Source organism: Sinomicrobium oceani (genome assembly GCF_900119185.1).
Taxonomy (GTDB): Bacteria; Bacteroidota; Bacteroidia; order Flavobacteriales; family Flavobacteriaceae; genus Sinomicrobium; species Sinomicrobium oceani.
The window spans coordinates 189,235-208,263 of sequence record NZ_FPJE01000002.1 but is presented as its reverse complement, the minus strand read 5'-3'; the positions used below and the strand labels follow the sequence as shown (position 1 = coordinate 208,263).

The 19,029-nt window shown below is 41.0% G+C and carries 18 protein-coding genes; 10 read left to right on the top strand and 8 right to left on the bottom strand.

The genetic code is table 11. The features are described from left to right. Nucleotides 1-87: 87 nt before the first annotated feature. Genes BT112_RS02505 through BT112_RS02495 form a run of 3 tightly spaced genes read right to left on the bottom strand, consistent with a single transcriptional unit; the run spans nucleotide 88 to nucleotide 1,556 of the window. Nucleotides 88-1,026 (bottom strand): HipA domain-containing protein, encoded by a 939-nt coding sequence (locus BT112_RS02505; protein WP_072315789.1) that lies wholly within the window; start codon nucleotides 1,024-1,026, stop codon nucleotides 88-90. After that, a complete protein-coding gene (locus tag BT112_RS02500; protein ID WP_072315788.1) occupies nucleotides 1,016-1,351 on the bottom strand; it encodes a HipA N-terminal domain-containing protein in 336 nt (111 codons plus the stop codon). Before BT112_RS02500 ends, BT112_RS02505 begins: the two co-directional genes overlap by 11 nt. Then, nucleotides 1,338-1,556: a type II toxin-antitoxin system Y4mF family antitoxin gene (locus tag BT112_RS02495; RefSeq protein ID WP_072315787.1), complete on the bottom strand. Its 219-nt coding sequence runs from the start codon at nucleotides 1,554-1,556 to the stop codon at nucleotides 1,338-1,340. The genes BT112_RS02500 and BT112_RS02495 overlap by 14 nt, the downstream gene beginning before the upstream one ends. Nucleotides 1,557-2,523: 967 nt before the next feature. Here BT112_RS02495 and BT112_RS02480 point away from each other — a divergent pair. From BT112_RS02480 to BT112_RS02455, 6 genes are all read left to right on the top strand, one after another. Then, nucleotides 2,524-2,967: a carboxymuconolactone decarboxylase family protein gene (locus BT112_RS02480; protein WP_072315785.1), complete on the top strand. Its 444-nt coding sequence runs from the start codon at nucleotides 2,524-2,526 to the stop codon at nucleotides 2,965-2,967. Nucleotides 2,968-2,977: 10 nt separating this feature from the next. Next, nucleotides 2,978-3,733, top strand: a complete 756-nt coding sequence (locus BT112_RS02475) for an SDR family oxidoreductase (protein ID WP_072315784.1) — start codon at nucleotides 2,978-2,980, stop codon at nucleotides 3,731-3,733. A gap of 100 nt (nucleotides 3,734-3,833) precedes the next feature. Beyond that, on the top strand, nucleotides 3,834-5,147 hold the full coding sequence (locus BT112_RS02470) for an NAD(P)/FAD-dependent oxidoreductase (RefSeq protein ID WP_083564742.1): 1,314 nt from the start codon (nucleotides 3,834-3,836) through the stop codon (nucleotides 5,145-5,147). Between the two features lie 104 nt (nucleotides 5,148-5,251). After that, on the top strand, nucleotides 5,252-6,160 hold the full coding sequence (locus BT112_RS02465; RefSeq protein WP_072315783.1) for an oxidoreductase: 909 nt from the start codon (nucleotides 5,252-5,254) through the stop codon (nucleotides 6,158-6,160). A 12-nt stretch (nucleotides 6,161-6,172) separates the two neighbouring features. Beyond that, nucleotides 6,173-7,126 (top strand): SDR family oxidoreductase, encoded by a 954-nt coding sequence (locus BT112_RS02460; RefSeq protein WP_072315782.1) that lies wholly within the window; start codon nucleotides 6,173-6,175, stop codon nucleotides 7,124-7,126. 35 nt (nucleotides 7,127-7,161) lie between these two features. Then, nucleotides 7,162-7,947 (top strand): helix-turn-helix domain-containing protein, encoded by a 786-nt coding sequence (locus BT112_RS02455; protein ID WP_072315781.1) that lies wholly within the window; start codon nucleotides 7,162-7,164, stop codon nucleotides 7,945-7,947. A gap of 304 nt (nucleotides 7,948-8,251) precedes the next feature. On the opposite strand, the gene BT112_RS02450 is transcribed toward BT112_RS02455, so the two are convergent. Continuing rightward, nucleotides 8,252-9,934, bottom strand: coding sequence for a S41 family peptidase (locus BT112_RS02450; protein WP_072315780.1), 1,683 nt, complete (start codon nucleotides 9,932-9,934; stop codon nucleotides 8,252-8,254). Between the two features lie 155 nt (nucleotides 9,935-10,089). Then, complete coding sequence (locus tag BT112_RS21735) at nucleotides 10,090-10,230, bottom strand: hypothetical protein (protein WP_175545729.1); 141 nt, start codon at nucleotides 10,228-10,230, stop codon at nucleotides 10,090-10,092. Between the two features lie 589 nt (nucleotides 10,231-10,819). Between BT112_RS21735 and BT112_RS02445 the strand changes: the two genes are divergently transcribed. The 3 genes from BT112_RS02445 (at nucleotide 10,820) to BT112_RS02435 (ending at nucleotide 14,660) form a co-directional block, all read left to right on the top strand. Next, nucleotides 10,820-11,827, top strand: a complete 1,008-nt coding sequence (locus BT112_RS02445) for an EndoS/ChiA family endoglycosidase (RefSeq protein ID WP_072315779.1) — start codon at nucleotides 10,820-10,822, stop codon at nucleotides 11,825-11,827. Between the two features lie 139 nt (nucleotides 11,828-11,966). Next, the gene (locus tag BT112_RS02440; RefSeq protein ID WP_083564741.1) at nucleotides 11,967-12,968 is read left to right on the top strand and encodes a glycosyl hydrolase family 18 protein; all 1,002 of its coding nucleotides are present in this window, start codon (nucleotides 11,967-11,969) and stop codon (nucleotides 12,966-12,968) included. A 471-nt stretch (nucleotides 12,969-13,439) separates the two neighbouring features. Then, a complete protein-coding gene (locus tag BT112_RS02435) occupies nucleotides 13,440-14,660 on the top strand; it encodes a M48 family metalloprotease (protein WP_072315777.1) in 1,221 nt (406 codons plus the stop codon). Between the two features lie 192 nt (nucleotides 14,661-14,852). Here BT112_RS02435 and BT112_RS02430 read toward each other — a convergent pair whose 3' ends face one another. Together BT112_RS02430 and BT112_RS02425 are read right to left on the bottom strand one after the other, a co-directional pair. Then, nucleotides 14,853-15,422 (bottom strand): hypothetical protein, encoded by a 570-nt coding sequence (locus tag BT112_RS02430; protein WP_072315776.1) that lies wholly within the window; start codon nucleotides 15,420-15,422, stop codon nucleotides 14,853-14,855. A gap of 193 nt (nucleotides 15,423-15,615) precedes the next feature. After that, nucleotides 15,616-16,032, bottom strand: coding sequence for a DoxX family protein (locus BT112_RS02425; protein WP_072315775.1), 417 nt, complete (start codon nucleotides 16,030-16,032; stop codon nucleotides 15,616-15,618). Nucleotides 16,033-16,236: 204 nt separating this feature from the next. Here BT112_RS02425 and BT112_RS02420 point away from each other — a divergent pair, with 204 nt between their 5' ends. Next, the gene (locus BT112_RS02420; protein ID WP_072315774.1) at nucleotides 16,237-16,602 is read left to right on the top strand and encodes a winged helix-turn-helix transcriptional regulator; all 366 of its coding nucleotides are present in this window, start codon (nucleotides 16,237-16,239) and stop codon (nucleotides 16,600-16,602) included. Between the two features lie 571 nt (nucleotides 16,603-17,173). Here the strand turns inward: BT112_RS02420 and BT112_RS02415 are convergent. Further along, nucleotides 17,174-18,700: a glycosyltransferase family 39 protein gene (locus tag BT112_RS02415; RefSeq protein ID WP_072315773.1), complete on the bottom strand. Its 1,527-nt coding sequence runs from the start codon at nucleotides 18,698-18,700 to the stop codon at nucleotides 17,174-17,176. Nucleotides 18,701-19,029: the final 329 nt, after the last annotated feature.

The window sequence follows — 19,029 nt, the reverse complement described above, 5'->3', positions numbered from 1 at the left end:
AAAGAGCATTTTTCTGAAAATGCCCTCTATTTATCTTTACAACCGCTCAACATCAATAATCACGTCCACCTACGAGACTTTGCCCCGTTAAGTGAGTCGTTCATATCTTGTTTCCAAAATATCTTTGTAAGCGACTTTCATATCATTTGATAAAAAAGAATTATCAACCCATTTTATGGCTTTAGACTTATTTTTGAACATACGATTAAAAACACCTTGTATTTGTCTGTCGGTTAATCCAAGCCCTTGACCTAAATGCTCAAAATGGGCTTTTTTTAGTTTTTGTTTCTTTCCCTCAAGAGTGAGCGCCAACTCTTCGGTATCTTCGGGAAGAACAATAGACACGTTTAACAAATCGTAAGCAGGAGCCAATATCCAACCTGAAGGGCTTTCTATCATAGAAAAGTTTTTCAAGTGCATATCATTGTTTCCTGTTAGAAAACTAAAGATGGCCAATTCGAAATAGAAGATTTTATCCAACAAAGTATTATTAGAATAGCTGTCCAGGGCTTTGCCAACTTTTTCCATAGAACTTTTGTACTTATCAAAAGCTTCTGTTATTTGAAACATATCCAACATATGGATTTTATCTCTCTTTTCAGTTCTATCCATACGTTTTGTAATATAAGACAGTTCGCCCGAAGACAATTTTATCAGACTTGAAGGCACAACCCGTATGCCAAAAGCTTCCGCAATCCGCATAGTCAAATGTTCGTTCTCAGGCATTTCCGGAAATTGATGGGATGGTGGTTTAAATATATACTGGCCGCCAAGCGCACCCACAACGATTAACCGTGTGTCGGTTTGTTCTTGCGTTTCTTTTATCAAAGACATTGATAATTTAGGTTGTACACCTGATACAGCAACACTGCGCTCAACAACACTCTTTGCCAATTCGGCCATTTGGTCTATCGTATAGGGTATTATTGGAGGAGGAGTTGTACCAAAGAATTCCATAGAACATTTTTTATGAAAATCAGTGTCGTTTTCAAGAGGCTCATAACAATATAGACATCTATTTTTCATCGTCATTAGTTTTAGGTACAACGCTTACTGCCCCGATACAATTCTGGCAACAGGCTAATAATAACCCCATACGATCATTACGGTTTATTTTCCAGTTTTTTGATGCGATATCCAATAACCAACCTTCTGGGATTAAACCTTCAAAAAAGGGAAATAATTTATTATCAGTATAAGCTTCTTTCTTAACAGGCATGGTAAAGGTTATAAATTCAGAAGGATGGGTTTCTATATAAGCGGCATCGTACTGAAAAATATAATCACCTTCGTCAGTTTCCGTGATAGTTCCTGCTAAATAACCTTTATAATATACGTTACCTTGTCTCATCGTTCAATACTTTACTGTTTACAGGGGCTAACTCATGCCCAAACATAGCCAGGACGAGATTAACCTTTTCCATATTAAGCTTGGTCTTACCTTGTTCTATTTTTCGTACCACAGTTAAAGCAACACCAGCTCTGTCGGCAAACTCTTCTTGTGTGAGCCCAACTTCTTTTCTTCGTTCTTTAACAAATTCTGCTAATGGTTTCATCTTATATTTATATTGTAGTTATATGCTTTTACATATAATTTAAATAAAAAAGATGTGATGATATGCTTTTGCATATAAAATCAGGGATAGGTTTTGAAATTAAATGAAGAGGTTAAGTATAAGAAAGAGATAATCTGTGGGGCAAAAAGGGCATTTTGCAGCCAATTAAGGAAAGTTTAAACGAGTTCACTATTTAAAAAGTCAAGGCAGCCTCTTTTTTATCCGGATAAGTATCGGGAACAAAACTCAAACACCTTAATGTCATAATGTTAAATGAATTTTTAAACATCCTCTTTTTGTTTAATTCCCTTTTTTTAGAAAAATTCTTATTTTTCTTTTAAAACTGTAAATACTAACAAATTTATAACCGGTTCGATTTTTTTTGGAGAGTTAACTTGATTGGATTCAAACCTTGAATGAATTAGATTCTCTAACATATCAATTCTCATATTTCGCTTACCTTCGTAAGTAGTAAAATATATGAATGTCTGTAATTTTTTTTTAAAGATACCGGTGTAGGACAGACTACCGAATTTGCTCTTGATCATTGGCGGGGATGACCGGTACTTTTGCCTTTGAACGCCAGGAGCAAACTAAGTTTTGTATCCAGGCTGTAGAACCATCGGTGGTCATTCGAAGAAGTCATGATCATAGAGACTTTATTAAATAAGTTTCCGTTTATGGAACGCTATTTAAGATTAGAATGGTGTATCAAAAAGCCTGTGTGGCGGCAGAACGAAGAATTCGCTTTTTATATGAGTTTTCGAGAGAAGAATTATACCTGCATTTTGCCAATAATTATCCGCAATTTATTCAGCGGATTCCGCAATATTTATTAGCTTCCTTTTTAGGATTTACTCCGGAATATTTAAGTGAAATCCGCAACAAGCTACGTTCTTAAACCAGTTTAAGTTTTTCCTCTTCATGGTTTACCAACTTTGTACCAACAAATTAAAACAATGAAATCATGGAAAAACGAATCAACATTCAGACCGCAGAACCACAAGCTTTCAAAGCGATGTTAGGATTGGAAGGTTACCTTTCAAAAGTATCCATTTCCAAGACCTTAAAAGAGCTTATCAAAATCAGAAGTTCTCAATTGAACAACTGTGCCTTTTGTATTAACATGCATGCCAAAGATGCCTTGGCCAACGGTGAAACCCAACAACGTATTTTTCTATTAAGTGCATGGAGAGAAGCCCCGGATCTTTACACAGCGCAGGAACAGGTTGCTTTAGAAATGACTGAGGAGATTACTTTAATTCATCAGCAAGGATTACGTACGGAAACTTATCAGAGAGCCTTAAAGCATTTCACAGAGAATGAAATTGCACAACTTATTATGGCTGTAGTTACGATCAATAGTTGGAACCGTATAGCCTTAAGTACACATTTACAGGTAGAGGATTAAACAGGTAGTGATGGCGGGGATTTTAATAACAGGAGGAACCGGTACGTTGGGGAAAAAGTTGTGCCAATTGTTGGATGCCCAAAAGACATCCTACATCATAGGGACCAGAAAAGAGTGTAACGACCCTGCTAAAGTAACTATGGATTTAATTCAAAATACCGGAGTGAGGGAAGCCGTGGCAGGGAAAGAACTCATTTTTCACCTGGCTACCGATATGAAAAAAGATACCGAGGCCACCCAAAACCTTTTAAAGGCTTTGGGTGGTCAATCGAAGGTACACTTGGTATATATTTCCATCGCAGGTATAGAAGATATTCCGTTTTCGTATTACCGCCAAAAGTTGGCCTCAGAAAATGCTATTAAGCAATCCGGTATACCCTATACCATTGTAAGAGCTACACAATTTCATGAGTTCGCCCATAGTATTATAACCAATCTCCTTAGATACCGTATTGGTATTCTGCCTAAAAAAATTGTGCTACAAACCATAGATGTTTCATTAGTGGCCAAAGAACTTGTAAATGTGTCTCAAAAAACACCTGAAAATAAAATCTATGAATTAGGGGGTGCCGAAATTTTAAAATTGGGGCAAATGGCAGCTATATGGTTAAAGGTAACCGGTAAACGCCGATGGATTTTAAATATACCGATTCCCGGTAAGCTGGGTAAAGCCTTGCGGAATGGTGCATTAACCACCAGATATAGAAAAAAGGAAAGTTCCGGATTTCAGCAATGGTTGGAAAATTATCTACAAATAGCAGAATAGCGATTTAAGCGTCCGTATTATTACTTACGTAAACTCACAATTTTATAAATCCGTATGTGTGTATTAGCTACTTCATGGTATCAATAAAAAAGTATAGTATATGAAACGTTCTCCATATAAAATTAAACTAATGGTAGTGGGTGGCGGTTTTGCCGGATTAACGTTGATAGAAAAACTAAAGGGAAATTCGCATTTTGAAATCACTTTAATAGATAGAAACAATTACAATTATTTTCCACCCTTATTATACCAGGTAGCTACAGGGTTTTTAGATCCGGCCAGTATCAGTTATCCGTTTCGCAAATTGTTCAGAAGTTCGGATATCCGATTCAGAATAGGTTCCGTAACTTCTATAGACCCGAACAGTCAAACGCTATGGTTAGATCAGGGAGATGAATTGGAGTATGACATACTTGTGTTAGCCGCCGGGGCCCATACGAATTTTTATGGAAATAAAAATATAGAGCACTACAGTACGCCAATGAAAACCATAGACGATGCCCTTAAAATGCGCAATAAACTATTGGGGTTATTTGAGAGAGCTGCGGTGGCCAAAACCGAAGAGGAGCGCAAACGCTTGCTCAACGTTGTAATTGCAGGGGGTGGCCCCACAGGAGTGGAGGTAGCCGGCATGTTGGCTGAAATGAAACAGAATGTATTGCGTAAAGATTATCCGGAACTCCGGAATGATTTGGGTACGGTGTATTTAGTCGAAGGAGCTCCGAATCTGTTACAACCCATGACGGATAGGACCCATAGTAAAGTACTTCAAATTATGAGAAAATTAAAAGTACATGTATATCTCAATACCCTGGTATCCGATTTTAACGGCAAGGAAATAATTTTAAATTCAGGGGAAAAAATTGCCGCGGAAACCCTTATCTGGGCGGCTGTGATTTCAGCTAATTTATTTCAAGGTATTCCCAATGAAGTACTCGGTAAAGGAAACAGAATTCAGGTAAACGGAATCAATCATGTACCGGGAATACCCAATGTATTTGCTTTGGGCGATATGAGTATACAAACCTCAGATGGTCATTATCCTTTCGGGCATCCTCAGGTGGCACAAGTAGCCATACAACAGGCAACACATTTGGGTAACAATTTAAAGCGATTGGCTAAAGGGGATGCTATGCGCGATTTTGTGTACCAACCCAAAGGGGATTTGGCCATTATAGGACGTAGCAATGCTGTTGCTGATTTAATTTCCGGTAAGCTTCATCTACATGGATTGGCCGCTTTGTTCATTTGGTTGTTTGTACACTTAAGAGGATTGGTACAATACCGGAATAAAGTAGTAACCCTGTACCATTGGGGGGTAGCCTACCTTACCAATGACATCTCATTACGCATGGTTTTTAATGATAACCAAGCGAAATCAAGTCCTGAAAAAGAAACTGTTGACACATTGTAAAATGGTTGTTCTTTGAACCTCACAACAAAAATAGATTGGACTTCACAACAAAAGAGCAAAGTCTGGTTATTCCGAAATTTGCCCTGTAAACAAATACTATTAAGATGTGGACGACAAAAGATATGCCTGACCTTACGGGTAAAATAGCGTTGGTAACCGGGGCCAATACAGGCATCGGTTTTGAAACCGCTAAAGCACTGTATAGTGCCGGAGCCTCAGTGACCCTGGCGGTTCGCAGTGAAGCAAAGGGAATTGTGGCAAAAGAGCAAATAGCAAAAGAAGACGGAAAAGGAATACTTGAAGTAGCGCTATTGGATTTGGCCGGTCTTGATCAGGTTGGGGAATTTGCAACACAATTTCAAAAGCGACATGCACAACTGGATATACTGGTCAACAATGCCGGAGTGATGATTCCGCCTCCCTCACTCACCGAAGAAGGATTTGAATTGCAGTTCGGGGTGAATTTCTTAGGGCATTTTGCACTCACGGGATACTTATTTCCTTTACTGAAACAAAGTGCGAATGCCCGGGTAGTAACCCTATCCAGTGGTGCAGCCATAAGAGCTACCGGAATTGACTTTGCTAATTTGCGATTGGAGCAACCCTACGATGCCTGGCGGGAATATGCAACCAGCAAATTGGCTGATTTGCTTTTTACCTATGAATTCAACCGAAAGTTAAAGGAAAATAGCAGCACGATCTTATCGGTAGCGGCACATCCCGGGGTTACCAAAACCGATTTGCAACGCAATATTTCAGAAGCCGAATTACAAACATTATTAGCGGAGTTTAAAGAAGTGATGGAGCCGTGGCAGGGGGCTTTGCCCACATTATTTGCAGCTACCGATGCTTCTGTAATTGGAGGAACGTTCTATGGTCCTGATGGGGAAAATGAATACATTGGCTATCCGGCACCGTCAAAACACCATACGGCTGCTATGGCAGATAGACAATTAGCTGCGGACTTATGGAGCTATGCAGAGAAGATGACAGGAATTCGATATACTTTTTAAAATAATCAGTCTATGAAAAAAGAAACCGTATTAGTTACCGGTGGCTCCGGATTTTTAGGAGTGCACACTGTGCTACAATTATTACAATGGGGATATACCGTACGTACTACTGTACGATCTTTAACTAAGAAAGATAGTGTGTTACATGCGTTAAATGAAGGGGGAATCACAAATGTATCGGCCTTATCATTTTACGAAGCCGATTTAACTTCCGATAAAGGATGGAAAGAGGCCATAAGTGGATGCGATTATGTATTGCATGTGGCTTCACCTTTCCCTGCTTCGGATCCTGAAGATGAAATGGAGTTGATTATACCCGCCAGGGATGGTGCTTTGCGCGTATTAAAAGCAGCACTGCAGGCCGGAGTAAAACGGGTGGTGCTTACTTCTTCTTTTGCAGCGGTAGGGTATAGTCCAAAACCGGATGGACATCTATTTACCGAAGAAGACTGGACCAGTCCTGGGGATGTGGAACAAGCTTATATCAAATCCAAGACCCTTGCTGAAAAGGCAGCTTGGGACTTTATAAATAATGCAGGCGTAGGTATGGAGTTAACGGTTATTAATCCGGTGGGGATTTTTGGCCCTATACTGGGAAATATTAGTTCTGCGTCTGTAGACGGAGTGATAAAAAAAATACTAAACGGGGATAGTAAAGAAAGTCCTGCTTTTACGATGGGTGTGGTTGATGTAAGGGATGTTGCCGATTTACATATTAAGGCGATGCTTGCACCTAAAGCGGCAGGAGAACGTTTTATAGCTACCGCTGATGAAATTGTAAGTTTTTATGATGTAGCACAACTTATAAAGCAAAACCGCCCGGGGCAGTCCGCCGCTGTTGCGGATATGGAGCCTATACCCAAGCAGTTTTATAATGGCATTTCTAATCAAAAAGCAGTTACTGCCTTGCAATGGCACCCGCGTAGTACTCAGGAAGCTCTGTTAGCCAGTGTAGACAGTTTGTAAGTTTTTTGTAAATTCACCTATCATTTAAATAGTTTGTGCGCGTACATAATATTCAATCATGTCATTTAGGACCGGAGATTTCCCCGGAGCAATTCATTTCAGAACATTTTTTCCTGTATCTGTTAAAAGGTTCTATGAAAGCCTATGACGGCAATAGAGAATACCAAATGGTACCGGGTGATTATTGTATGGCCCGGAAAAACCATTTGGTACGTTATACCAAATACAAGGACAATGGCGCATTTGAAAAGATTATTATAACTTTTGATGCTCCCTTTCTACAGCTCTTTTTAGAAAGACATCCTTTGAAGGAGTTACCTCCGGTTCCTGCAAGTACAGATTCTTTTGTATTGGTACCCAAACAGAAATTGGTCGATACCTATATACAGTCCTTAGCACCTTATTATAACGGACAGGAAACACTGAATACCACCTTTGCCGATATTAAACGGGAGGAATTGTTACTCATATTGTTACAAAATGCTCCTGAACTTAAAGCTATTTTATTCCATTTCGGAATTCCTGAGAAATTAGATTTGGAGTCCTTTATGTTAAAGAACTTTCGGTTTAATGTGCCATTGGAACGTTTTGCTTTTTTAACAGGGCGAAGTCTCTCCTCCTTTAAACGCGATTTTCAAAAAGTGTTTGGGAGGTCACCCGGTGCCTGGTTAAAGAAAAAAAGACTGGAAGAAGCTTATTTTTTACTGAGCAAACAAAAACGTAAGCCAAGCGAGGTGTATTTAGAGGTGGGTTTCGAAGATCTCTCCCACTTTTCTTTTGTATTTAAAAAGGAATTTGGGAAAACCCCGGGTGAGGTTTAGGTGTCATATACGATAGGAATCGTTGATAATTTTCTTATTCTCGGACCGAAATAATTGACACCTTTAAACGTGTTTATTTTTGGCTTTGAGAAATATTACGAGGATTTTCTTTTAGTATTCACCAGTATTAATGAATTAGCAAGGGGACAATAAAGATGCAGTTGCACACCAACTGCTTGTTTCACCATTTATCGAACGGTTACTGTGCTGAAGTCATACTGTAAATCCTTACTTAAAAAGAGAGGTTTTTAGACACTACCTTTTGCCCCGATCAGCATCACACCTAAAAGAAACGGCTTCGTATTTACTGTTTCGCAAACTCAATGGCCTGCTCCAGTATTTCATCTTCCCCATGAGCTACCCCCCGGAGTGTTGGCTCCACTTCAATATCTATTTTAACGCCATTTCTTTGTGCTTCGGTACCGTCCGCATAGCATATCCCTACACCTGTAATTTGCGTTTCCACACCGCTTACTATATTAAACCTACTGACATTTCCGTCTGCTCCGGAAGTCTGACTTCCAATAGTGGTGGTATTGTTTCCGGTTTGTAAACACATCACTCTGAATTCACATTGACTTTGGCAACGTTCATTAACCAATACGACGACCTTGCCCTGGTACCGTAATTTTTTATCACTACCGACTTTGTTCAACTCTTCTAACCAAAAAAATCGCCCGGGATAATCAAAATCAGGTAACAATACCTTATAATATTCTTTTTTAGGAGAGGTGATATAATTCACCAAATCATAGAGAGACGCTGAAGAAGACTTCCTCACATCGATAATAATGGCCTCGGTATCCTGGAGCACTCCCATCATTTCTTTAATGTCAATACCTTTTAATAACGACGCATCTACATAGGCTATATTTTCATCAAGGATATTGTACGCTTCTTTTTCAATTTCGTTTTTTACTTCTTCGTCCTGCTCTGCGCCCCATATATCCTTGGATAAGTATCTTTTTATAGTCTTCACATGCTTTTCATCGTTTCTTATATATTCTATTTTAATGGAATCATCAGGTCCGTTAAAAACATAATAATAAGCGTTGAACCTTTTTCTTGAATTATTAGACCCACTTATATATTTTTTCTTTTCCTCAAAGACATCCCCTATATTTCGATTGTTAACTTTCGTTATAATGTCACCGATTTTTATATCATCCGATTTCACCAGAGAATCGTTATAGGATTCCGTAACCACAGCACCGTTATCAAATAGCTTAATGTTAAACGGAACATAATACCTGCCAAAATACTTTAGTGTCCCTTTGGTAAATAAATTGGCATGACTGTCATCTATGCTGATAACCAGTTCTAACATGGCCAATGAAAAATCCTGTTCCGATTCCGGGTTTAAAAACCTGGGGATCATCTCTGATAAGGTATCATCCCAATCCGTATCCATCTGGTATTTATACGGGAAAAAATACTCTACGATATTCCAATAGCGAAACAGTGACAACAACCGCAGGTTCTCGTTATTCCAGTCGAAGTCTTCATAGTCTATTTCATTTTCAACAGCGAGGGCACCTTCTCCTGCACCCTCTCTTGGTTTTGCGTAATATTTTCCTCCCAGATGCCTGTTCTCTTCGATATACCGCAGTTTTTCGGAAAGTGCTGCGGTAAAGAGTTGCTTATCGTTCAGCCAGCTTAAATCGAAATTTTTATCAAAATACACGACATCGTCCTTATTGGTTTTGCATGACTTACAGGGATTTACCATGCCGAGATTTTCTATCCAATCCAGGTACACTCTGGATAGCGCTTCTTTGTCTGTCGCTTGTTTAACCTTGGGCAGGATGTCAAAGAGTTCCTCGTCCCAATGGTATGCTCCATCGGCCACATTAGGATGATAGTATTTCAAAAACCCCCATATCCGGGCGGTACTGGCCAGTTTTTCGGTTTCGTCCAGTAGTTCCTGTGCGATGACTCCCGAAGCACAAAAAAAAGCTGTTAAAAGAGAAAGGAATAGTTTATTCATAGCTTTTACCGTATTTTTTATATTTTTTTAATCAATTAGCAAAGATATCCGCTATTAGGTTTTTTCACGCCCCGTTGCGATATCATTATAAGATGACCTGTCTTTTAAGGTGCGATAGCTACCCCGATAGGTTCCTCCTCGTTATATGTGTGTATTCAAAGAGAGGGGTGTTCGATCTTCAGGGGATGATAGGTAGTTTTACCGAATCTCCAGAACCTCCAGGACCTGGATGAGATGAAATGGTTGCAGTAAGCTGCCCCGCTGTCCGAACGTATAAGAAAAGTAGGTGTGTTCATCTTGCCAAATTTGGTCATAAGATATGAAATTAGGAGTAATTATGGATGTTCAGGCAGGATAAATAACTCATGTAAAGGCCTGCCCGTTATGTACAAGAGATGGTGAAACCGGGAATAAACCGGGATCCTGCATGTGAATATCTTTGTCAGTCTTAGCTGAAATCATTACCGGTTTTACGGGATTACTGTTGTACGTGTTTTCGGCTTAAAAATGTGGTTTTTACGTTTAATATCAATGCGTTTTATCTTTGTTATTCGTCTTTCTTCCTTTGTTGTTTGTCTAAAATATTTTGTTTTTAATGATGTTATTGTAATTTTTACGGAAATATTTTTCGAATAAAGCAGATATATCTGTAATCTACCTCACTTATTGTAAATAATATGTTTCTCACGACCGGATCACTCCATTTCCGGGAATGCGAATAATCAGGATATCATTTATAATACCAGGCTTTTTCCCGGAAAAGATGACTACGCTACACCTTGGTGCCATGGGTTCTTGTTCATGAACCGTAGATATGGCTTATCATCATGTTTCTAATACCAATACGTTTCTACCTCAAGATCGAACCTAATAAATACTTAAACTATGAAAACAAAACAGTTTTTTGGATTAATCATGTTAACCGGGCTTTTCGTGAGCTGTGATTTTCCCACGGCAGGAGAAGAAGAGATCGTGGAAGAACAGCAGAATTTTTCCGCGCTAAAGGCCTATAAAAAGAGTGATCACCAGATGATGGCGGCCTACTTCAGAACCTGGAGAGACCGGGCTACCGAACCCGGCAACCGGACTTCGATGAAAGAATTGCCGGATAGCCTGGATATCGCTATTGTTTTCCCGGCTTATACCCCGCCCGAAAATGCATTCTGGGATTCGCTGACCTCCTCTTATATTCCGCATCTCAGGGAACGGGGAACAAAAGTGATAATGACTATAGGGCAGGGGATACTCGTAGACGACACGTATGAGAATACCGAAGAAGGATATGAGAAGAAGGCCGGGGAGATCTATGCCATGGTCATGAACTACGACCTCGACGGACTGGATGTCGATGTGGAAGGTGATCTCTCGGATACCGACCTTCAGAAAGCTATCGGGGTCTTCCGGGCGTTGTCCGCCCGGTTGGGCCCTGAATCGGGCACCGGAAAACTGCTGGTTCTCGACTCTAACAGTCCCGTGGCCTCGGGAGGAGAATACGGCAGGAGAAACATCGATCTGATCGTAGGGGTGTACGAGTACATCGATTATTTCTTTTTGCAGGCTTATGGAAGGTCGGTTTCGGGAATAGCTACGCCTTTACAGACTTTGCAAGCCCGTATCCCGGGATTTGATACCCGAAAATTCTTCGTCGGCTTCTCCTTCTATGAAGAGCGCGGGGCAAGATGGGGAGACGTCAGTACCCCCCTGGAGGGTAGCAGGGCTTATGACTATGCCACATGGCAACCCGAAACGGGAGAGAAAGGAGGGATATTCAGTTATGCGGTAGACCGAGATGGCGTACCGCAGGGAGAGGATGAGATCCTTCCTACCGATTATCCCGTGACCCGTGCTTTGATCTCCGCGATGAACCCGCCTTCGGCAGATACGATGCCATAAACGGATTTTTCGGATTACAGGGAACAGCGTCCGTATTAAAAAACAAAATATTAACCTGTGAAATGCCTGTAGATGATATGGGCATGCTCACTGAAATGATTCTGAGCAGGCATTTCTCTTTTAAAAACAAATCAAAACGATGAAAACAATCCGATTATGGTTATTAGGCCTTTCAGTCTTAATGTGCAGTGTCACCGGCTGTAGTGAATACGGATTCCCCGGGGGAGGAACCGATGCAGAAACAGAAGGGAACAGCGATACTTTAGTTATCGAAGGTGAACCGAGATCACCCCTTAGTGTAGTATACATAGAAACCAAAAACAGCCTGCTGACCAATGCCGATTGTATTCGGATGGAAGACGGGAAACCGGCTTTTGATATAGCCGTCATTTTTGCCGGGAATATTAATATGGATGCAAACGGTGAAGCAGAAGTAAGACTAAACCCCGGTGTAACCGAGCTTCTGGAAAACAATATTACGCATGTAAAACAGCTCCAGGAAGCCGGAACGAAAGTACTACTGAGTATCCTGGGGAACCATGACGAAGCGGGATGGTCCTGTTTTGAGAGTTATGCCGATGCCGAGGCCAATGCGGTAAGGGTCAGGGATGTCGTTGAAAAATACGGGCTCGACGGGATTGAGATTGACGATGAGTACTCCAAATGCCCTGCCCAAAGTAACAGCAGGTCATTGATATGGGCATGCCATGCCATCCGGCAGGCAATGCCGGGTAAGATTATTGCCAAGGCCCTGGGCGTTTACGGGGGTGGAGCCCATGAAGACCTCTCCTATACGTATGAGGGAGAAAAGCTCTCGGATTTGCTGGACTACGGATGGACCATGTCTTATTGGGGAGTTTCCGAAAGTGAGATCAACAGTTACCTAAATAACGGTTTCTCTACATCGCAATTGGGAGAAGGTATTGCCGTGAATTTAGATGCATCCTACAGTACCTCAAAAGAAAATGCGGTTGCTGCTGCAGAATATGTCAGAAGTAACGGTCTGGGGATTCTTATGTTCTTTGAGTTGAAATACAACTCCGATCGGGACAATTATCTCACTGATGTATTTGAAGCACTTTACGGTCAAAACATCGAAATCTCCCCGGATTGCCTTGAAAACAGTGGCTACGAAAACTAAACCGCTATGACATGGAAGTCCATAGGTTTTGACAAGCAAGGACATGACTGTTCTGGTTTCTCCTCATCAGGTTGTTCAGGTAACGATCTAATGCCCGATAACCTTTAAACCCATCCATTCGGACGATAATTTTTTTAGAAGCTAAAGCGATAGGTATCAAAGCACGCAGGGCTGACCCCGGATGAGACCACTACAGTCTATGTAGCCACATCGTTTTCATGAGGTGTGTAATGTAGCGGGCAGCGGTCATGATGTTGATGACTGACACCCTCGTTGCCTGCTACATTTTAAAGAAGCGGTGTATCTGGTCTTTCGCCTATTTCTGAAATAGCCTAACATCCCGCATCCCGAAAGCCCCTCGCCATTTTAAGAAACAAATACGATGAATAAATTATAAACCAAATTTTATATGTTATGAAAATACGTAAAACATTGTTCTTGAAAAGCTGTTTTAAAACAGTACCCGTTGCGATGATGTTCATGTTTGTGTCTTGTAATAAAGATACGAGTGAAACGGATTTAGGAGCGGAACAACAAAATACACCGGATATATTACAAACGCTGGCTCGAAATACCGCTGTTTTTAGCCTGGTGAATATCTCTCCCGTAGACATCGATAATACCTGTGATATTTCGGAAAGCCCGGTTCATAACGCCTCAACAGAAGCGTTGAGAAATTATGCGGGGGTACTGAATACTACGCTAACGTCTGCTGACCGTGAAACCCATCTGGAGCGAATATTTGACTTGGTTTCGGATTTCAATACGTTTAGTTTTCTGGGGTTACGGGACCCTGTCGGTGAGCCATACCGGGAGGTTGTCGAACATCACGAAAACAGGTTAAGAGCCCTGTGGGACATGAATGAGGATGAAATCATAATTTCCGGGATCAGGAGTGATTTCGGGACGCAGGAACGATTTGACCGGGCATTAGAACAAATTGTAGCGAATGACGTATATACCGGTAATCCCCAAAGGGCCTTTAATTATGTATATGAGAATTATCCGGGTATTTTTTCACATCCCTATTTTACCATAAATGCTAATGCCGTTACGCTTCAGGGAACACATTATATCAATTTGGGAGATGGCATGCTTGATATCCTCGATAATGAAGCAGGTGATAATGGCGTGCTGTTTGTTTTTGCCCATGAATGGGCGCATCTCGTACAAAACAACAATGAAAATTGGGAGCGTGATTACGAAGGAGAACCGACAACAGCAGAAATAACCAGGTTCAAAGAGATAGAAGCCGACTTCCTGTCGGCTTATTACCTCTGTCTCAACGATGATAAAGGAGGAGTTGGTCTGGACTGGGAAACGATGTCCCGGGTTTCGGAAATGGTCGCCGGAATAGGAGATTGTAATTTTGAATCGGATGGTCATCACGGAACTCCGAACCATAGGAGGGCAGCAGCATGGTTAGGCTACAGGATTGCTGCAGGACACGTAAACACCGGTTTGACCGGCGATATTAAATTTACCGCGCAACAATTGCACACCCTGCTCATGGCCGTCTTTGAAAATATACTGAGAAACGAATACGTAGAGCCGGAACAATTACAAAGACCTTTCTTTGAAGATCAGGAACTGAACGCTATATACAACGAATTGGTGCGGGATAAAGATGAATTATGGAAAATTTATCGGGGAAGCACCGGTAAAGAAGAATCTATAAGCAGCATAAAATAGCAGCTGTGGAGCAGTTTGTTTTAGCTGGCATTACTCCCCCCCGATAAGCTTATCGGGACCGGGAGTAATGTTTTTTTTGTGCGCTACACGGGTGTGGAGTTGATCAGAACACACGCCTTGTACCATGGCCTCTCCTTTCGGCTTTGCCCGGGCAGGGACCCGGATCCGAAAGATTTCGATGAGCGGCTGTTTTTATTCCGTTACGTTAACTTTACGCTTTTTATACCATGTTATCGCATGTAAGTAATCGATAGCGCCTTCCATACTCAGATCATTGATAAATCCGTCCAGTTCAGGATGGTTCAATTTCACCCAATTCACCAGGGCATCCCTTTCCTTTTGCCATAGCTCCCAGTTTACATCCTCGCAATCCAGAGTTTCGATTTTGCTTATTTTTCCGGACTCAAAATGAAATCGATGTCTGCAGGTCAACGGGTTATTTTTTAAAAATTCAAACCGTAAAGAATGTACAGTTACCGTGGCAACAACGTGCTCCTGCTCATTCTTCAGATCAATTAACGTATAAACCGGCTTAAAGACAGAATCCCATTTAAAATGGTCGTAATAACCCTCCGGTGTAAAGGCCATGATATAATCGCCCTCGATAATGGTAAGACTGTCGGATATGGTGCTCTTTATACGGTTATAATCAGAATTTTTAAAACCTTCGTAGTAAGCCGTTACGTGCCCGGATTTCGCGTTTCTTTTTTCGGTGCAGCCGGCAATGCATAGCAAAATACAAATAAAAAAAATTGTCCTCATCGGTTGGTCAGCTTTTGGTACCGGCTGTTCCCGAATAAATGTACAAAATTCTATCGTAGTGTAATGTTCGTAGTATGCCCCGTATTTTCTCCATCCGGAGCTATGGCACGGATGGGGAAAGTTTGGAGAGCACTATCGGAAATATCGGTGACGGGTGTTATTGCTAATGATGAGTATATGTAGAAACGCCGGTTCAACCCCTTGTTCTCTTTTCGCCCGCAGTTCCTTTATCAGACGTCCGGATCAGATTTTTGGACGTAAAATATGATATCACAATCAGAATTAAGGCGACAACTGCAAACCATTGCCCGTTATCACTAATCATAAGGTGCGCAAAAGCAGCTAAAATACAGTTATAAAAAAAGCCCGCGTAGGCCAGACCATAAAGCAGGTTGTGCTTTCTGCTCCAGATCACAACAAGCCCGAGAATTTTAACTGCTGCCAAAGGGTAAATTATATATGTAGGATACCCCATTTTAATAAAACCCTCCCGGATAAAATCGTGGTTAAACAAATAATTCCCTACAGAGAATACCATGATCAAAGTAAATAATAGGGTAGCCATATAATACGACCATTTCAAAAGGCGTGAACTGTTCTTTTTTTGCATTGTTCCTGTTTTTTTGGTTTTACTCACTAAGTGTCCCGATATTCTTATCGGGATTGTCCCGAGGTCGTTGACTGATCTGATTATTAAAATGCCATAAACATGTTTTCGGGTACATAAGTCACTTCTGCTGATGCAATATTACGTATATTTGATTACTAATAATTAGTACTATACGCTTAGTAAGTACTATACAAAAGGTAAGTAATGAGTGCTGGAGGAGATCATAACAAATGTGAGAACAAAGACCTGTTGGCTGTTCGGGATGCATTGGAGGTATTGCATGGAAAATGGAAATTACAGATTTTGATTGCCGTTTTAAACGGGACAAAAAGATTTAAGGAAATAGGCAAAGAGGTAGAGGGGATCAGTGACAGAATGTTGTCCAAAGAACTTAAAGAACTTGAAATGAACGAACTCGTAAGACGTAAAGTCATAGATGCATTTCCTCCCGTTGTCGAGTACAGCGCTACACCGCATACGAGATCTCTTCATCCGGTAGTCGAAGCACTCAAAGTATGGGGGTATCTTCACCGCAAAAAGATTATAGGAGGAGTAGAAGACCGAGGCTAAGAATACCGGGTAGCTATTATAAAAGCCTGTTATTACCGTAAGGCGGGTTTTAAAATTACTTTTTTACGCGTAACTGTCAGATTAAATGGTAGTTTGGGTTACTGAGTTATTGATTGCTGTCTGAATAACCCTCAACCTATTAACCCATTAAGGAACTCATGGTTATTGAGTTACTGAATTGGTACTTGGTGGTTAATTAGTGAGTAGGGAAAGGGTAAGCAAGTTATTTGGATGTTCAATGATTGGCTTACCATATCAAATCTCTGATTTCTGACAACATAAAGGCGGCTGGGTGTTCCGGCTTCGCCGGAATGTATCGAGCCACCGGGTTTAAAAGGAATGATTAATACGTTATCGAACGATGAGGTTGCATCCCAGATAATTAAGCAACCAGAACAGCAATTATATTGTTTACCGAAATCTACGGACTTCAAGTTCATGTCGGTTTATATATCTGTAGCTATTTGCGCAATGCTGTGTTAATCGCTTGTCTTATAAGGTTAAAAAACGATCCTCCGATACCTCATAAGAGAAGGGGCCGAATGCTATTTCCCGACAAAGTTCACAGCAGTTACCTGCGATCCTTTATTGGGTTCAGTTCTTCTTTAATCCTCTTGTTGATATCGACCTTAGATCCCTGAAAGATAAAAATGGTCGTACCGAATTCCCGGGCATATTTCGTGGTCACGGAATCCGAAATTACGGAATGCTCAAAATAGGGACTTGTTTCCATGAGTTCCTGCGCTCGTTCCCATGCGTTTTTTACCCGTATCAGGTGGGTATACTCTTTTTCCAAATCGAACCAATTGATATAATCGGCAGTAAACGAAACAGCTTTTATTCCATGTTCGGAATAAAAGTTAATAGCCCCGGCTTGCCCGTAATTATCACAAAGCACCAGAGTTCGTTCCGGATCATTTAAAAACAGATAGGCCTTATCCGTCTTAGCGGCTAATTCTTTCCACCCCAGCATATCTGCATAATCCTGGGGGATCTCATGGTCTTTCCCGTCTTCCCATCGAAGCAGTCCCAGTGCTTTATACGTATCCTGACGGCTGATTATATATGCCGGTGTTTTGTTTGGAAATGCTACGTTAAAACTCAAAATGAATAGCAATACCGGTACCATAACCAGTATAGGTTTTATAATTTTTCCGAATGTACAGTCCGTAATTGGACATAGATAAACGGAGCCTATGGCAATATAAACGGGGTATAGCCCGATAGCATAATAATCCTTTGCTTTCAGATAAGTAAATAGGGACAATATAAATAGGAACGCCCAGAATAAGAACCGGAACTTTTTAAAATACCCGGAAAAGAGGAGCCCGTAAAGCGCGCTGATCACGACGACGATCGAGCCGGTAAAAAACAAAAGCTGGTTTTTGAGAAATAAGGTTCTCGATACATGAACAAGCTGTGAATTGGCCAATTCATTGAGGTGATGAAATACAGGGAAGCCGTTTTGGTATTGCCATATCAGATTCGGACTTACGATCAGCAATGCCAGTGCGATGGCCAGGTAGATTTCCTTTCGGAGAAACAGCCCCCTACTTTTTGTAATCATCAGGGCAGGTGCTACCCCCAATGCTAAAAAGATGATATTGTATTTATTGAGAAAGCCTAAGGCAAAAACAATAGCCGTACCATAGATCCATTTGCTATGATCTGTGTTTATGTATTTGATTAAAAAGAAAAAAGTTGCAGTCCAGCATAATACATCAAAGGAATTAGGCTGATACAAGGTGTTTAACCGGAGTAATACCGAAAACAGTACACAGGTAGCTCCCAGTATTCGGGCATACAGATTGCCTTTGAGCTCCGATATGGTTGCCCATGTCACCACTATGGTTAATGCTCCGAATAGCACAGGAAAAAACTTAATCCAAAATATGCTGTTCCCGAGAAGTTTAATGATCCAGGAAATCCAGGATATAAGAGGAGGAACGGAAGCGAATCCGAAAGCCAAATGATTGGCCTGGTCCAAATGAAGAAATTCATCGCGTTGCAAATCGTATTCGGGAGCTATCAGGAAATAGTGCAGCAAAAATTTCAGCAGTACAAATCCCGATAAAATAATAATGTTCGTTTTCCCCATAGTAATGCTATTATATAGTACCCGTCTTGGGTTGTTTCCTTTAGGCGAACCTGCCCTTGCGCCAGCTGGCTCGTTCGCTAAAACAGCCCACCGGGCTGTTTCGTAACGCTCTGCCCTGTGCCCGGATGAAGGCTTTTTTGAGTCCCATAGCCATAGCTATGGGAAAGAAAAATACAAAATATGGGTGCAAAAAATGGTTTTGCAGCAAATTATAATAACCTAAGACAAGTTCATACAGAAGACGAGAATTGTCGGATTATGTTACGGATTTTTTTGTAATGTGGGGTTTTTGGTTGTTAAGTTGCTGGTTTACTGAGTTATTGGACTGT

Bases quoted from the DNA above. Each gene is read 5' to 3' on its own strand.
- BT112_RS02505 (WP_072315789.1), bottom strand. From the start codon at position 1,026: ATGAAAAATAGATGTCTATATTGTTATGAGCCTCTTGAAAACGACACT.
- BT112_RS02500 (WP_072315788.1), bottom strand. From the start codon at position 1,351: ATGAGACAAGGTAACGTATATTATAAAGGTTATTTAGCAGGAACTATC.
- BT112_RS02495 (WP_072315787.1), bottom strand. From the start codon at position 1,556: ATGAAACCATTAGCAGAATTTGTTAAAGAACGAAGAAAAGAAGTTGGG.
- BT112_RS02480 (WP_072315785.1), top strand. From the start codon at position 2,524: ATGGAAAAACGAATCAACATTCAGACCGCAGAACCACAAGCTTTCAAA.
- BT112_RS02475 (WP_072315784.1), top strand. From the start codon at position 2,978: ATGGCGGGGATTTTAATAACAGGAGGAACCGGTACGTTGGGGAAAAAG.
- BT112_RS02470 (WP_083564742.1), top strand. From the start codon at position 3,834: ATGAAACGTTCTCCATATAAAATTAAACTAATGGTAGTGGGTGGCGGT.
- BT112_RS02465 (WP_072315783.1), top strand. From the start codon at position 5,252: ATGTGGACGACAAAAGATATGCCTGACCTTACGGGTAAAATAGCGTTG.
- BT112_RS02460 (WP_072315782.1), top strand. From the start codon at position 6,173: ATGAAAAAAGAAACCGTATTAGTTACCGGTGGCTCCGGATTTTTAGGA.
- BT112_RS02450 (WP_072315780.1), bottom strand. From the start codon at position 9,934: ATGAATAAACTATTCCTTTCTCTTTTAACAGCTTTTTTTTGTGCTTCG.
- BT112_RS21735 (WP_175545729.1), bottom strand. From the start codon at position 10,230: ATGAACACACCTACTTTTCTTATACGTTCGGACAGCGGGGCAGCTTAC.
- BT112_RS02445 (WP_072315779.1), top strand. From the start codon at position 10,820: ATGAAAACAAAACAGTTTTTTGGATTAATCATGTTAACCGGGCTTTTC.
- BT112_RS02440 (WP_083564741.1), top strand. From the start codon at position 11,967: ATGAAAACAATCCGATTATGGTTATTAGGCCTTTCAGTCTTAATGTGC.
- BT112_RS02435 (WP_072315777.1), top strand. From the start codon at position 13,440: ATGATGTTCATGTTTGTGTCTTGTAATAAAGATACGAGTGAAACGGAT.
- BT112_RS02430 (WP_072315776.1), bottom strand. From the start codon at position 15,422: ATGAGGACAATTTTTTTTATTTGTATTTTGCTATGCATTGCCGGCTGC.
- BT112_RS02425 (WP_072315775.1), bottom strand. From the start codon at position 16,032: ATGCAAAAAAAGAACAGTTCACGCCTTTTGAAATGGTCGTATTATATG.
- BT112_RS02420 (WP_072315774.1), top strand. From the start codon at position 16,237: ATGAGTGCTGGAGGAGATCATAACAAATGTGAGAACAAAGACCTGTTG.
- BT112_RS02415 (WP_072315773.1), bottom strand. From the start codon at position 18,700: ATGGGGAAAACGAACATTATTATTTTATCGGGATTTGTACTGCTGAAA.